Below are 14,579 nucleotides of genomic sequence, written 5' to 3' on the forward strand. Positions count from 1 at the left end.
CTTATGGAGTGAAAGATGGGAATGACGACAATGGGCGTGAAGCTGGACGAAGTGACGCGTGACCGTTTGAAAGTGGCCGCGCAGGGTATCGATCGCACGCCGCACTGGTTGATTAAGCAGGCTATTTATTCCTATCTGGAACGCCTGGAAAATGGTGATACTCTGCCGGAAATCCCTGCCTTAAATGCGGCGGGCATGAGCGATCATGAAGAACAACCGGCCCTGAGCCTGTTGGAAACCCATCAGCCATTCCTCGATTTTGCAGAGCAGATTTTGCCGCAGTCGGTTAGCCGTTCGGCTATCACCGCTGCCTACCGCCGCCCAGAGCCAGAAGCCGTCTCTATGCTGCTCGAGCAGGCTCGCCTGCCAGCGGATATGGCGCAGGCCGCGCACAAACTGGCTTATGACCTCGCCAACAAACTGCGTAACCAGAAAAGCGCCAATGGCCGTGCCGGTATGGTACAGAGCCTGTTGCAGGAGTTCTCGCTCTCCTCGCAGGAAGGCGTGGCGCTGATGTGTCTGGCCGAAGCTTTGCTGCGTATTCCTGATAAACCGACCCGTGACGCGCTGATCCGCGACAAAATCAGCACCGGTAACTGGCATTCGCACCTTGGCCGCAGCCCGTCGCTGTTCGTCAACGCCGCGACCTGGGGTCTGTTATTCACCGGTAAACTGGTGGCAACCCACAATGAAGCCAACCTCTCCCGCTCGCTGAACCGTATTATCGGTAAAAGCGGCGAGCCGCTGATCCGCAAAGGCGTGGATATGGCGATGCGCCTGATGGGCGAGCAGTTCGTCACCGGCGAAACCATCGCCGAAGCCCTCGCCAACGCGCGCAAGCACGAAGAGAAAGGCTTCCGCTACTCTTACGACATGCTGGGCGAAGCGGCCCTGACCGAAAAAGACGCGCAGGCTTACCTGCTCTCTTACCAGCAGGCGATTCACGCCATTGGCAAAGCCTCCAACGGTCGCGGTATTTATGAAGGCCCGGGCATTTCCATCAAGCTCTCCGCCCTGCACCCGCGCTACAGCCGCGCCCAGTATGAGCGCGTGATGGACGAACTCTACCCGCGCCTGCTGTCACTGACTCTGTTGGCCCGCCAGTACGATGTCGGCATCAATATCGACGCCGAAGAGGCTGACCGTCTGGAAATCTCCCTCGACCTGCTGGAAAAACTCTGCTTCGAGCCAGAGCTGGCGGGTTGGAACGGTATCGGCTTCGTTATTCAGGCTTACCAAAAACGCTGCCCGATGGTGATTGATTACCTGACCAATCTGGCCCAGCGTAGCCGCCGTCGCCTGATGATCCGTCTGGTTAAAGGCGCCTATTGGGACAGCGAAATCAAACGCGCGCAGGTTGACGGCCTTGAGGGGTATCCGGTTTATACCCGCAAAGTCTATACCGACGTCTCATATCTGGCCTGCGCCCGCAAACTGCTGGCGGTGCCAAACCTGATTTACCCGCAGTTCGCTACCCATAACGCCCATACGCTGGCGGCGATTTACCAACTGGCGGGCAACAACTACTATCCCGGCCAGTATGAATTCCAGTGCCTGCACGGCATGGGTGAGCCGCTGTACGAGCAGGTGGTGGGCAAAATTGCCGATGGAAAACTCAACCGCCCGTGCCGCATTTATGCCCCGGTCGGTACTCACGAAACCCTGTTGGCCTATCTGGTGCGTCGCCTGCTGGAAAACGGGGCTAACACCTCCTTCGTTAACCGCATTGCCGACGCCACCTTGCCGTTAGACGAGCTGGTCGCAGATCCGGTGAAAGCCGTAGAAACGCTGGCTGCCAGTGAAGGTCAGGTTGGCCTGCCGCATCCGCGCATTGCGTTACCGCGTCACTTATATGGTGAAAAACGCGTCAACTCGTCCGGTTTGGATATGTCCAACGAGCATCGTCTGGCCTCCCTGTCCAGCGCCCTGCTCAGCGGCGCATCCCAGCCAATCACCGCACAGCCAATGATCGATGCCGAGTTAGATGAAGGCCAATTTATGGATGTGATTAACCCAGCTGAACCGACTGACGTCGTGGGCCAAGTTCGCGAAGCCACCGAGGGTGAAGTCAGCCGCGCACTGGACGCCGCTGCCGCCGCTGGCCCTATCTGGTTTGCGACACCTCCCGAAGAGCGCGCTGCAATCTTGCAACGTGCCGCAGAATTGATGGAAGGCGAGCTGCAAAGCCTGCTTGGCGTGCTAGTACGCGAAGCCGGAAAGACCTTTAATAACGCCATTGCCGAAGTGCGCGAGGCGGTCGACTTCCTGCACTACTATGCGGGTCAAATTCGCGAGCAGTTTGATAACAATACCCACCGCCCGCTGGGCACCGTAGTGTGTATCAGCCCGTGGAACTTCCCGCTGGCGATTTTCAGCGGCCAGATTGCCGCCGCCCTCGCCGCGGGTAACAGCGTGCTGGCTAAACCTGCCGAGCAGACGCCGCTGATTGCCGCTCAGGCCGTGCGCATTCTGCACGAAGCCGGGGTTCCGGCAGGGGTGCTGCAACTGTTACCGGGTAAAGGCGAAACCGTCGGCGCTCAACTGGTGAATGACGAACGCGTGCGCGGCGTGCTGTTTACCGGCTCCACCGACGTGGCTGGCATCCTCCAGCGCAGCATCGCCGGGCGTCTGGATCCGCAGGGCCGCCCTGTTCCGCTGATTGCTGAAACCGGCGGCCTGAACGCGATGATTGTTGACTCCTCTGCCTTAACTGAGCAGGTAGTCACCGACGTGGTTGCTTCCGCCTTCGACAGCGCGGGCCAGCGCTGCTCTGCGCTACGCGTGCTCTGTATTCAGGACGACGTGGCAGAGCACACCCTGCAAATGCTGCGCGGCGCGATGGCCGAGTGCCGCATGGGCAACCCTGAGCGCCTGTCCACCGACATCGGTCCGGTGATTGATCAGGAAGCCAAAGCGGGCATTGAGAAGCACATTGACGCCATGCGCGCTAAAGGCCGCGCCGTGTATCAAGCCGCCCAGCAGCAAGGTGAAGATCAGCAAGAGTGGTCACGCGGCACCTTTATCCAGCCAACTCTGATTGAGCTGGAGAGCTTTGGCGAACTGAAGAAAGAGATCTTTGGGCCAGTGCTGCACGTGGTGCGCTATGCCCGTCAAGACTTGGATAAGTTGGTCGACCAAATCAACGCCGCGGGTTATGGCCTGACGCTCGGGATCCACACCCGTATCGATGAAACCATTAACCGCGTGACGTCGAAAGCCAACGTCGGCAACCTGTATGTGAACCGCAATATGGTTGGCGCCGTGGTTGGCGTGCAGCCATTCGGCGGTGAAGGTCTGTCCGGCACTGGCCCGAAAGCCGGTGGCCCTATGTACTTGTATCGCCTGCTGTGCAGCCGTCCACAAGAAGCCGTGGCGCAAACCCTGAGCGTACAGGATAAGTCGCTGCCATTGGATGTCTCCCTGCGCGAAGCCCTGCTAGCGCCGCACCGTGCGCTGCAACAGTGGGCCGTTGAGCAGAAGGATGACTCACTGGCCGCGCTGGCTGAACGCTTCGCTCTGTCGGCTCAGGGCGGCACCGTCCGCACTCTGCCGGGCCCAACGGGTGAACGCAACACCTACGCCCTGCTACCGCGTGAGCGCGTACTGGCGCTGGCGGATAATCAGCAAGACGCGCTGATCCAGCTCTCTGCCGTCACCGCCACCGGCTGTCGCATCCTGTGGCCTGATGCCCCTTTACAGCGCGACCTGTTCAAACAGCTGCCAAAAGCGGTTCAAGAACGCGTTGATTTCGCTAAAGAGTGGCAGACCGAAGCGCCGGAATTCGACGCGGTTATCTACCACGGCGACGCCGATCAGCTGCGCGAGCTTTGCCAGACCATCGCTAAGCGCGCGGGTGCTATTGTGTCGGTTCAAGGTTTTGCACGCGGTGAGGACAACATCCTGCTGGAACGCCTGTTGATCGAGCGTTCACTGAGTGTGAATACCGCAGCGGCCGGGGGTAATGCGAGTTTGATGACTATTGGCTGATAGTCAGGGGCAGCGCAGGGCTGGCTGCCCAAAACCCGCTTTAAATCTTTAAGATCAAGGTCGTGGGCCGTGGCCCACGGTTTTGAAGTTGAAGTTGAAGTTGAAGTTGAAGTTGAAGTTGAAGTTGAAGTTGAAGTTGAAGTTGAAGTTGAAGTTGAAGTTGAAGTTGAAGTTGAAGTTGAAGTTGAAGTTGAAGTTGAAGTTGAAGTTGCAGGTTTGGGCAGCCGCCCAAACCTTTTTAACTAGCGAGTTAAAAACTTCTCAAGAAACTGTTTTGTACGCGCATGCTGAGGGTTCGAGAACAGCTCTTTGGCGGGGCCTTGCTCGACGATCTTCCCTTGATCCATGAAAATCGCGCGGTCGGCGACGTCGCGGGCGAAGCTCATCTCGTGGGTGACGATCACCATGGTGCGGTGCTCCTGCGCCAAGGCGCGGATGGTGTTGAGCACTTCACCCACCAGCTCGGGGTCGAGCGCGGATGTCGGTTCATCGAACAAAATCACTTCCGGGTTCATGGCCAGTGCGCGAGCGATGGCTACGCGCTGCTGCTGGCCGCCGGAGAGACGGCGCGGATAGGCGTCCTCTTTGCCGCTTAGCCCTACTTTCTCCAGCAACTGGCGGGCATAGGCGACGGCTTTCTCGCGCGACTCGCCCTTCACGATGACCGGACCTTCAATAATATTGTCGAGAACCGAACGATGCGGGAACAGGTTGAAGTTCTGGAATACAAAACCCACCTGTTGGCGCAGTTTACGCACATTCTCTTTCTGCTTACTGATAGAGCGGCTGCCGTCGATCTCAATATTACCGACCTTAATGGTGCCGGAATTTGGCTCTTCCAACAGATTAATGCTGCGCAGCAAGGTGGTTTTACCCGATCCGCTTGGGCCGATAATGGCGACCACTTCACCAGAATTTACCTGTAAATCGATACCGTGCAGTACCGTCTGACCGTTGAATTTCTTGGTCAGCTGTTTAACGTCAATAGTGCTCATGGCTGCTCCCTGTCTTGACGGTTAACGCGGTCTTCCAGACGATTTTGCAGGAAGGACAATACGGTGGCCAATACCCAGTAAATCAACGAGGCGGCCAGATACATGGTGAACACTTCCAGCGTGCGCGACGTTACCAACTGCGCCTGGCGGAACAGCTCTGGCACCTGAATGGTCGCGGCAAGGGATGTATCTTTCACTAGTCCGATAAAGCTGTTACCCAGCGGCGGCAACGCGGTGCGGGCGGCCTGCGGCAAGATCACGCGGCGCATGGTCTGCCATGAGCTCATGCCGATGCTGGCGGCGGCTTCCCACTGGCCCTTTTCAATCGACGAAATCGCGGCGCGCAGGGTTTCGGAGGTGTAGGCAGCGGTATTGAGCGACAAACCAATCATCGCGGAAGGAATAGGATCCAGCTCAATGCCGAACTGCGGCAGGCCGTAGTAGATCATAAACAGTTGGGCAATCAGCGGCGTTCCACGGAAAATAGACACGTAGAATCGCGACAGCCATGACAGCGGCCAGAACTTGGACAGGCGCATCAGCGCGAGGATAAAGCCCAACAGCAGACCGAACACCATCCCGCCCAAACTGAGTTGCAGCGTGAACAGCGTACCTTTCAATAAAAATGGTGCTGAATCCAGCACCAGTTGAATACTTTGTTGCATCTATAACCCTTAGGTCTTTTTACATCTTCAGCGTAGTTCTAAGCTCAAAAGCGTTGGGGCTGAATCACGCTTAGTCGCGCAGAGACAGCCCCAGCGTTGGCCGACATTACTTAGTTACGTCAGCACCAAACCACTTATCGGAGATTTTGGCCAGTGAGCCATCTTTCTGCATATCAGCAATGGCTTTATCAATCGCAGCCAGCAGCTCTGGGTTGTTCTTACGCAGCGCCACGCCAGATTCCTGACGAGCAAAAGGTTTACCCGCAACCGCTAAGGTGTCGCCGGTTTTCTTCACCAGATCCAATGCTGCCAGACGGTCAACCAGAATCGCGTCGATACGGCCTACGCGCAGGTCTTGGTATTTAGTCGGGTCATCATCATAGGTACGGATGTCCACGCCCGGCTCGTTAGCGCGCAGCCACTGCTCGTAGTTACTGCCCAAACCAACGCCAACTTTTTTGCCTTTCAGCGTGTCAGGCGTGGCGAAGTTGTCTTCGTTGCCCTTCTTAGTCAGCACCTGAATACCCGAAACGGTATACGGGGTGGAGAAGTCATATTTTTTCTGGCGCTCGGGAGAGATAGTCACCTGATTGATAACGACGTCAATACGCTTAGATTCCAGCGAGGCCAGCATGCCGTCCCATTTGGTCGGTTGCAGCTTGGCTTTAACCCCCATGTGCTGGGCCAGAGATTGTGCGAATTCGACTTCGAAGCCGGTCAGTTTGCCGTCTTCACCCTGGAAACTAAATGGCGGGTAAGTTCCCTCAAGGCCGACAATCAGCGAGCCGCGCTCTTTGACTTTAGCCAGCAGGCCTTCGTCAGCCGCGAAGCTGCTTGTAACCATGCCGCTGGTCAACGTGACAGCGACCGCACCCAGAAGTAAACGACGACGCAGTGTTGAGAAACCCATATTCACCTCATGAATTAATTATTTTGTTAGTGGCGCACGTTAGCATCGGTTGAAAAGATTATCAGGAATATAATCCTCTAATCTTAGTGCAGAAATGCATAAGTAGGAGCCAGCAAGCATAAGCGCGGCAAAAGGCTAGGCCTATCAATGCCATTGCCGCCCCCGCTTGCAATAAATATCAGCCAGTTAGGACAGTTTTAAACCTGAGGATGATAGGCAAACAGCGCCGGTGCGCCGCCAGTATGGATGAACAGAATCGGGTCGGATCCGGGGAAAAGCCCGCGTTCCAGACCGTCAATCAGCCCGGCCATCGCCTTGCCGGTATAAACCGGATCCAGCAACATGGCTTCCTTCTCAGCGAGGAGTTTGATGGCGGCTAACCCCTCTTCGCTCGGCTCACCGTAGCGCGGGCCGAAATAGCTATCCCACAGGTGGATCTCTGGCAAAGCCTCGTCGAACTGCAATCTTTTGGCGACATCGCGAGCAATAGCTTCAACCTTCGGGCGCTGAGCCTCGGCAGTCCGTGACACCGTCACGCCAATCAGCTTGGTTTCCGGCATCAAATGCTTTAATGCAACGGCAAGCCCGGCATGGGTTCCCGCACTGCCCGATGCCACGACGATGGCGCTGAAATCAACAAAGCTGGACGCGCTCTGCTCGGCAATCTCCAGCGCGCACTGCACGTAGCCCAAAGCGCCCAACGCGTTAGAGCCGCCCACCGGCACGATATAGGGGCGGAAACCCTGTGCTTCGAGCTTTTCGGCTTCTTCGGTTAACTGGCTCATCGGGTCATACAGCGCGTCGCACATCACTACTTCAGCATTAAACAAGTCCAGCAACAGACGGTTGCCGTTAGTCAGGTAGTTAGCCTGCGTGGTGCCAATCGGGTTCTCCAGCAGCGCGACGCATTTCAAGCCCAGCTTGGCGGCGACGGCGGCGGTTTGGCGCACGTGGTTAGATTGAATGGCCCCGGCGGTGATCAGGGTATCGGCCCCCTCTTCCAACGCGGCGGCGGCCAGAAACTCGAGCTTTCTCAGTTTGTTACCACCGAGCGCCAACGGCGTGACGTCGTCACGTTTAATGTAGATCGGGCGACCAAAATAGTCGGAAAGACGGTTAAGTCTTTCGAGCGGCGTGACGCTACCCAACAAGTCCACGCGCGAGAAGGCTTCCAGCCGATTTTTAAGCAATGAAATTTGAGCAGGCACAGTGTTCCCCTGAAGCGCTTGCGAAAGCCGCTATCGTTATGATGTATAAAGTCAGATCGAGATAAGATGTTCAGGTTGATATCAATAAATTATATAGCGAATTTATACAAGCGATGACAGATGTCAGGCAAAAAAAACAGGCTCCCGGGGGAGCCTGCTTCTTATATTTCGCATGATGTAAGCAACGAATCTGCCGATTAGGCTGATTTTTGCCACGCCAAATACTGGTCATACTTACGCAGCGCGATACGGTAGTTATCATGAGCTGCCACCGGCAAGTCATTGATAATACGCTCGTGAATGCTATCACCCTTGGTGCGCTCATGCGGATAGTTCTGGGCAACCAGAATCTCATCCAAACGACGCAATCGGACAACGTATTCACGCACCGTGCTGTGGTTCATCTCGGTTTGTTCGAACAGATATTGTTTGAACGCCATGATGTCGAAGTAAGACCAATGGCTGTTACAGCTAATTTCGCTGCAAAAGCGGCATAGTGCGGTCAGTTCTTGCGACAGGTTGTTCCAGACTTCGTCATCAATAGGCTGGTCCATCTTGGCGATGGCCTCTTTATTGATGATCTGGCCGCGAAACACCAACGCCATGCGATCCAGCTCCTTGCCACATTGTGAACATTGAGTCTGGCTATGTTTAAAGTCTTTTAAGTAACGGCTTAACGGCCGCGTTTTGAGTCCGGCTGGCATAAACTTATTCCTGGTGAAGGATGATCAAATGTAAAACCGGCCAGGAAAAAGCGGATCAATGGTCATTTGCCAAGCGAGCGCGTAAACGCTTGATCGCTTGGCTATGTAGCTGGCTAACGCGGGATTCCCCGACGTCCAGTACTGCCCCGATCTCTTTTAAATTCAACTCTTCCTGGTAGTAAAGTGTCAGAACCATTTTTTCCCGTTCTGGCAGTGCGTCAATGGCGTCCATTACCCGCTGGCGTAAATTACCCTCCAGCAAATGGTGCAATGGGTTGGCCTCTTCGTGCCCTTCCATTAACGCTTCGGCGGTATCGCCGTGTTCTTCGCGCCATTCGTCATAAGAGAACAACTGGCTGCTATTGGTATCCATCAATATCTGGCGGTATTCCTCAATGGGAATATCTAACGCCTGTGCCACTTCGCCTTCGCTCGGTGGGCGTCCTAGCCGTTGCTCGGCATGATGCATAGCCTGAGACACTTCACGCGCATTACGCCGCACGCTGCGCGGAACCCAGTCACGACTGCGAAGCTCATCGAGCATCGCGCCGCGAATGCGCTGCACTGCATAGGTTGTAAAGGCCGTGCCCTGCATGGCATCAAAGCGTTCAACCGCATTCAATAACCCAATGCCCCCCGCTTGCAGCAGGTCGTCCAGCTCTACGCTGGCGGGAAGCCTAACCTGCAAACGCAGGGCTTCATGGCGCACTAGAGGAACATAGCGCTGCCACAAAGAATTTTTGTCTATCACGCCGCTGGCGGTATACAGATCGCTCACTGTCGTAACCTGGCAAATTGAGGGTCTGTACTATTATGCGTATGCCCGCTTTTTCCAATCGCCAGAATAAGGACTGAAAAGCGCGGCTATTTGGATTATGTCGGCGCACCTGTACAAATAACGCACAGTGACTATATCAGTGAATGCGCCGCGCAGATTACAGTAAAAAAGTAAGTAAAAGTGAATAAGTGATGAAGAAAAACGAAAAAACCCGCAAATGCGGGTTAAACCAGAAGCTGGAGGACGGAAAGATCGTCATTGCGTTTGACGCTGTCGATGCCTGCCATGAATTCCGCTTTAGTCGTATCACTATGCTGGCGATAAGAATGGTAGCTATACATGACCTCGACAAGCGTCTTCTCATCGATTTGCCCCTTCTCAAGAGCATAGGCCGATAACAAGGATTTTACGTAGAAATAGTCCACCACCAGCAAGTAGAACTGCTTAAGAATGGGCACCGATTTATCGATAGCAAAACGGTCATGGTAAAGCCGATACTGGAAGTAATTGCGCAGAATATACGGACGCTCGTTCAGCCATGGCAGAACAATATTGTCCCAACTTTGTTTGAGTGCGCTCAGATTTTCTTCAAGCGCTAACTGAGTGAAAGTGCCTACAAAATGCTGGTTGAGTCTCTCAGTATATTGGTACAACGTCCCTCTTCCACGTGTATGAGGGTTCGTTTGAATCGCGCCATGTATTCCACTAAACAGAGCAAGTTCTAGTAAAGGTTCACCATTGATTTTCGCAATAGATTGCGAAATTTCGCCATTGGACAATTGCTGAGCGAGTGCTGTGTAAACCTGCTCCATACTGGAGAATTTGTGATCTAGCGACCCCGTTAGTTTCTCCGCGTAAAGCAGGAAACACGCCATAGCATAGAGATTATGCTCGACTTTATTCTGGTTGGACATCATGAGATTGGCACAGAATAAATTAATAATTTTACCTTCAACGCTTATATCAGCTCTAGCATTGAAATTAGTCTGCGCCACAGAGTGATTATTAATATTGAGTGCGGTGTCATTGAGCAGCACCTTGCGCGTTGCTTCCGGGCAAGAGAGGCTGAGACTCTCAATACGCTCTTTTTTATATAATACATATTGTCGCGGGTAGTCAGAACAGGTATCACTCAGCGCTTCCGGCCCCATAGTTTTATGGATTTTGCATAGATTATCGGACTCTAAGTATGAACAGTTACCCTCCCCATTGAGCTTAACCAGCGCCCAATTACTGTGGCTTTTTTTAGTCTTGATAATGCTTTCAACCGCAATATTTTTAACGCCGGGAATTTCACTTTTTAGATATTTTTTATAGGTACTCTTATCCAGTGTGATATTCCATTGTTTACAGCAGTGATCTTCGCATGCGGACCCAATACAGCTGAAGTTCTGCACATACTCAGGTTGGCTCACCAGAATCTCTTTCATTGCGTTATACCTCCAATAACCAGCCAGCAGTATGCCCTGTTAGTTCGGCATTCAATCAAAGAAAAAGGCGGCCAAATGGCCGCCTTTATAAGGGTTAAAACTGAGAAGCTATTAGCCTTGCAGCAGAGACAACACTGACTGAGGAACCTGGTTAGCTTTAGACAGTACTGAAGTACCAGCCTGTTGCAGGATCTGCGCACGGCTCATGTTGGAAACTTCGGTAGAGTAGTCAGCATCCTGAATACGGCTACGAGCTGAAGTCAGGTTATCAACAGTGCTGCTCAGGTTAGTGATGGTAGATTCGAAACGGTTCTGAGAAGCACCCAGAGCTGAACGTTGAGTATCAACCGCTTTCAGAGCAGCATCGATGTCAGCCAGTGGGCTTGAGCCTGCAGCTTTACCAGTTTTATCAACAGTGCCTTTCAGAACGTCGAAGCCTTCTGCAGCAACAGTACGCGCGTTGCCGTTTACTGCTTCTTTAGCATCAGTTGAAGTTTTCAATGCTGAAGTTACTGCGGTGTTTTTAGCATCCAAGTCAGTTTTAGCAGTTGCTGTGTTACCTGCTTTAGTCGTATCAGTTGGATCTGCGTCAGAAATTGCTTTAGCAGCTAAGTAAGCAGTGTTAGATGTAGTCGCTGCAGTTTGAGCTGTTTTCAGAGCTGTCAAAGTAGTAGGAGCATAGGTGTTGATGTTGTCGCTTGAAGTGCCGTCACCGTTAGAAGCAGCCAGGTTCCAGCCAGCGCTTGAACCGATACCGATGCTGATTTGCTCGCCATCTTTAGAACCCACCTGGAAATCATAGTTGTTGGTCGCCGCAGTACGGTTGTCCAGAACTTTGATGCCGTTGAAGTCAGTTTGCTTAGTTACGCGGTTGATCTCTTCCATACGCTGGTTAACTTCAGACTGGATGGAGTCGATGTCAGATGCGGAGTTAGAGCTGTTCTGCGCTTGAACGGTCAGGTCACGAACACGTTGCAAGTTGTTGTTGATTTCGCTCAGTGCGCCTTCAGCGGTCTGTGACAGAGAGATACCGTCGTTTGCGTTACGGGAAGCAACGGTCAGGCCATTGATGTTAGAAGTGAAGCGGTTGGCAATCGCCTGGCCCGCTGCATCGTCTTTTGCGCTGTTGATACGCAGACCTGAAGACAGACGCTCAATGGCGGTGCCCAGGGATGCTTGAGATTTGTTCAGGTTGTTCTGAGTCATCAGGGACAAGCTGTTAGTGTTGATTACCGCCATAGTATGATTTCCTTAAATTCTGTTATTTAGGTTTAGGCTTTCGGCCTACGGCTTTATCACCGTCCAAACTTGTATCGGCGCTACACCCAGAACCTTTAGTCAGAATTTAAAAAAATTATAAAATAATCCCCGAAAGCAAATTCTTTCCTTTATTGCACCTGCAAATAATGGCGCAAATTGCCCCTAATATGCGCGGTTATTCTTGCCATAAAATTTATCCAGCCGGGTATAAACTTCGTGCCATCCTTGCCGATAACACTGGTAACACCCTTCTCTCTAAGGAATATAAATAATGGCTAGTGTAAGTTCTCTCGGTGCAGGTACCAGTCTTGACCTTAACAGCTTGATGGATTCACTGACCAAAGCTGAAAATGACCGTCTAACACCGCTGACCAATCAACAAACTTCTTATAAAGCGAAGCTGACCTCTTTCAGTATTTTGCAAACATCATTGGATAAGCTGAAGACTGCCGCCACCGCGCTGCAAAACGCCAGCCAAATCGCGGGCACTTCTGTTACCAGCACCAATACCTCTTTTAGCGCAGCGTTGACGCCAAATGCTTCTGCTCCGGCAGGCTCATACCAAATCAATGTCACGCAGTTGGCGCAGGCGCAGTCTCTGCTGTCGGCTTCAAAGTCTGACCCAAAAGCCGCGTTAGGCACCACGGGCGCAGCTAACCGCTCTATCACTATTGCGCAGACGGGCAAAGATCCGGTCACTATTCCGCTGACGGATGATCAAACCAGCCTGAACGGTATGCGCGATGCCATCAACGCCAAGCAGGCCGGCGTCACGGCCAGCGTGATTAAAGCGAACGACAACACCTATTATTTGTCTATCACCGCAAATGATACCGGCGTAGCGAATGCCATGACCGTCAGCGTATCTGGTGATGACGCGCTGAACAGCGTAGTGGGTTACAACCCCTCTTCCAGCACCAACGGCATGAAAGTCACCACGGCAGCGCAAGACGCCAAATTCACTATCAATAATAATGTTGAAATCACCCGTAGCAGCAACGTGATTTCCGACGCGCTGGATGGCGTGACGCTGACCTTAAAATCGCTGACCAGCGCCAACGCCAACAGTTCTGGCCCTGAGACCTTAACGCTGACGCAAGATCCTAGCGCGATGACCAAGGCGATTCAAAACTACGTTGATGCCTATAACTCATTGCAAACCACTATCGCCAGCCAGACTGCTTACACCGCGGTTGATAAAGGGGCTGATAGCCAAAACGCCAGCAACGGCGCCCTGTTCGGCGACGGCACCGTGCGTACTATTTCTACCCAGCTGCGCGGCAGTATTGCGTCTTCCCAGCCAAATACTGACTTCTCAACCTTAGCCAGCATGGGTATCACCCAAGACGTCAATGGCAAATTGACGGTAGACAGCACCAAATTAAACAACGCGATCACTAAAAAGCCGGGCAGCGTGGTGCAGTTCTTCGCGGGCGACGGCAAAACTACCGGTTTCGGTACGCAAGCGACCAACATGCTGACCAAGATGCTCGACCCAACCAACGGCACAGTGCAAGCCGCTGAAGACGGTATCAATAAATCGCTGAAAAACCTGTCAGATCAGATGACCAAGACCCAAGCCAGCATCACGCTCAATCTGACTAACTACAAAAACCAATTTACTAACCTATCCGTACTGGTTAACAAATTAACCAACACCGGTAGCTACTTAACGCAGCAATTTGCCGCGATGAGTGGAAGTCAATAAGGACTGATTATGTACAAGAACTCCGGCGCTAAAGCCTATGCGCAAGTCGGTCTGGAAAGTGCGGTAATGAGTGCATCACCCCATCAGCTGGTGGTGATGTTATTTGACGGGGCGCGCAGCGCCCTTATCCGCGCCGGTATTCTTATCCAGCAGGGGGATATTCCAGGGAAAGGCAATGCGCTGTCGAAGGCCATTAATATTATCGATAACGGACTCATTGCTGGCTTAAGCCGTGAGAAAGGCGATCCAGAATTAGTTGATAATCTGGAGGCGCTCTATTCCTACATGGTTCGCCGTTTAATTCATGCCAATTTGCATAACGATCAGCAGGCTATTACTGAAGTTATGGCATTGCTGGAAAATATAGCCGATGCCTGGCGGCAAATCGGCCCTAACTATCACCCCTCGCAGGACCAATATAATGGATCGACATCAGTACCTGGTTAATGAGTATCAGATGATCCTGACGCTAAGCGAACAAATGTTGCTGCTGGCGAAAGACGAAAAGTGGGATGAATTGGTAGAACTTGAAGTCAGTTACCTGAAGGCGGTAGAGGCAACCACTACACTGCCGCTGTCAGAAGAGACCTCATTAAATATCCAGAATATTATTCGTCAGAGTCTGCGACGTATTCTGGATAATGAAACTCAGATTAAAACGCTATTGCAGGCACGAATGGATCAGCTGGCTGAGCTTATTGGCCAGTCCGTAAAACAGCAGGAGGTCAATTCGACCTATGGGCGTTTTACCGACAGAGCAATCGCTATGCGCGATCAATAATAGTTTCCCTAATACCATTGCTAGCCACTTTCTTAGCTTCTTGTGTATATTAAAGGCTTCAGAGACAGAGAATAAGCCGCCCTTACCCGGTGTCTTTTCTCTGTCGCCCTCACTAATATCGTTTTCACCGACGAAAATATCGGCAACTGTTCA

General features: G+C 52.8%; 13 protein-coding genes. 5 read left to right on the forward strand and 8 right to left on the reverse strand.

The features are described from left to right. Positions 1–15 precede the first annotated feature (15 nt). Both putA and ACT3RR_RS11140 read left to right on the forward strand, forming a co-directional pair. Complete coding sequence (gene putA, locus ACT3RR_RS11135) at positions 16–3,987, forward strand: trifunctional transcriptional regulator/proline dehydrogenase/L-glutamate gamma-semialdehyde dehydrogenase (RefSeq protein WP_496200324.1); 3,972 nt, start codon at positions 16–18, stop codon at positions 3,985–3,987. Positions 3,988–4,056: 69 nt separating this feature from the next. After that, positions 4,057–4,233, forward strand: a complete 177-nt coding sequence (locus ACT3RR_RS11140; RefSeq protein WP_496200325.1) for a hypothetical protein — start codon at positions 4,057–4,059, stop codon at positions 4,231–4,233. On the opposite strand, the gene tcyN is transcribed toward ACT3RR_RS11140, so the two are convergent. The 8 genes from tcyN to ACT3RR_RS11180 form a co-directional block, all read right to left on the reverse strand. Then, the gene (gene tcyN, locus ACT3RR_RS11145; RefSeq protein ID WP_100938354.1) at positions 4,230–4,982 is read right to left on the reverse strand and encodes an L-cystine ABC transporter ATP-binding protein TcyN; all 753 of its coding nucleotides are present in this window, start codon (positions 4,980–4,982) and stop codon (positions 4,230–4,232) included. The genes ACT3RR_RS11140 and tcyN overlap by 4 nt on opposite strands. Then, positions 4,979–5,647 (reverse strand): cystine ABC transporter permease, encoded by a 669-nt coding sequence (gene tcyL / locus ACT3RR_RS11150; protein WP_496200326.1) that lies wholly within the window; start codon positions 5,645–5,647, stop codon positions 4,979–4,981. The genes tcyN and tcyL overlap by 4 nt, the downstream gene beginning before the upstream one ends. 106 nt (positions 5,648–5,753) lie before the next feature. After that, entirely contained in the window at positions 5,754–6,557 is an 804-nt protein-coding gene (gene tcyJ / locus ACT3RR_RS11155) for a cystine ABC transporter substrate-binding protein (protein WP_496200327.1), read from the reverse strand. Between the two features lie 197 nt (positions 6,558–6,754). Next, positions 6,755–7,765 carry a D-cysteine desulfhydrase gene (locus ACT3RR_RS11160; RefSeq protein WP_496200328.1) on the reverse strand — a complete coding sequence of 337 codons (1,011 nt, stop codon included), beginning with the start codon at positions 7,763–7,765 and terminating at the stop codon, positions 6,755–6,757. Positions 7,766–7,962: 197 nt separating this feature from the next. Then, a complete protein-coding gene (fliZ, locus tag ACT3RR_RS11165; protein ID WP_034790141.1) occupies positions 7,963–8,469 on the reverse strand; it encodes a flagella biosynthesis regulatory protein FliZ in 507 nt (168 codons plus the stop codon). Between the two features lie 55 nt (positions 8,470–8,524). Then, the gene (locus ACT3RR_RS11170) at positions 8,525–9,247 is read right to left on the reverse strand and encodes an RNA polymerase sigma factor FliA (RefSeq protein ID WP_034790139.1); all 723 of its coding nucleotides are present in this window, start codon (positions 9,245–9,247) and stop codon (positions 8,525–8,527) included. Between the two features lie 224 nt (positions 9,248–9,471). Then, the gene (gene fliB / locus ACT3RR_RS11175; protein WP_496200329.1) at positions 9,472–10,677 is read right to left on the reverse strand and encodes a flagellin lysine-N-methylase; all 1,206 of its coding nucleotides are present in this window, start codon (positions 10,675–10,677) and stop codon (positions 9,472–9,474) included. 111 nt (positions 10,678–10,788) lie between these two features. After that, positions 10,789–11,916, reverse strand: a complete 1,128-nt coding sequence (locus ACT3RR_RS11180) for a FliC/FljB family flagellin (RefSeq protein ID WP_496200330.1) — start codon at positions 11,914–11,916, stop codon at positions 10,789–10,791. Positions 11,917–12,208: 292 nt separating this feature from the next. Here ACT3RR_RS11180 and fliD point away from each other — a divergent pair, with 292 nt between their 5' ends. Genes fliD through fliT form a run of 3 tightly spaced genes read left to right on the forward strand, consistent with a single transcriptional unit; the run spans position 12,209 to position 14,426 of the window. Then, complete coding sequence (gene fliD / locus ACT3RR_RS11185; protein WP_496200331.1) at positions 12,209–13,645, forward strand: flagellar filament capping protein FliD; 1,437 nt, start codon at positions 12,209–12,211, stop codon at positions 13,643–13,645. A gap of 9 nt (positions 13,646–13,654) precedes the next feature. Further along, positions 13,655–14,092 (forward strand): flagellar export chaperone FliS, encoded by a 438-nt coding sequence (gene fliS, locus ACT3RR_RS11190; protein ID WP_034790131.1) that lies wholly within the window; start codon positions 13,655–13,657, stop codon positions 14,090–14,092. Then, complete coding sequence (gene fliT / locus ACT3RR_RS11195; RefSeq protein ID WP_353501924.1) at positions 14,067–14,426, forward strand: flagella biosynthesis regulatory protein FliT; 360 nt, start codon at positions 14,067–14,069, stop codon at positions 14,424–14,426. Before fliS ends, fliT begins: the two co-directional genes overlap by 26 nt. The last annotated feature ends 153 nt before the right edge of the window (positions 14,427–14,579 follow it).

Origin of the sequence: Ewingella sp. AOP8-B2-18, assembly GCF_052376015.1 — a bacterium.
Taxonomy (GTDB): Bacteria; Pseudomonadota; Gammaproteobacteria; order Enterobacterales; family Enterobacteriaceae; genus Ewingella; species Ewingella allii.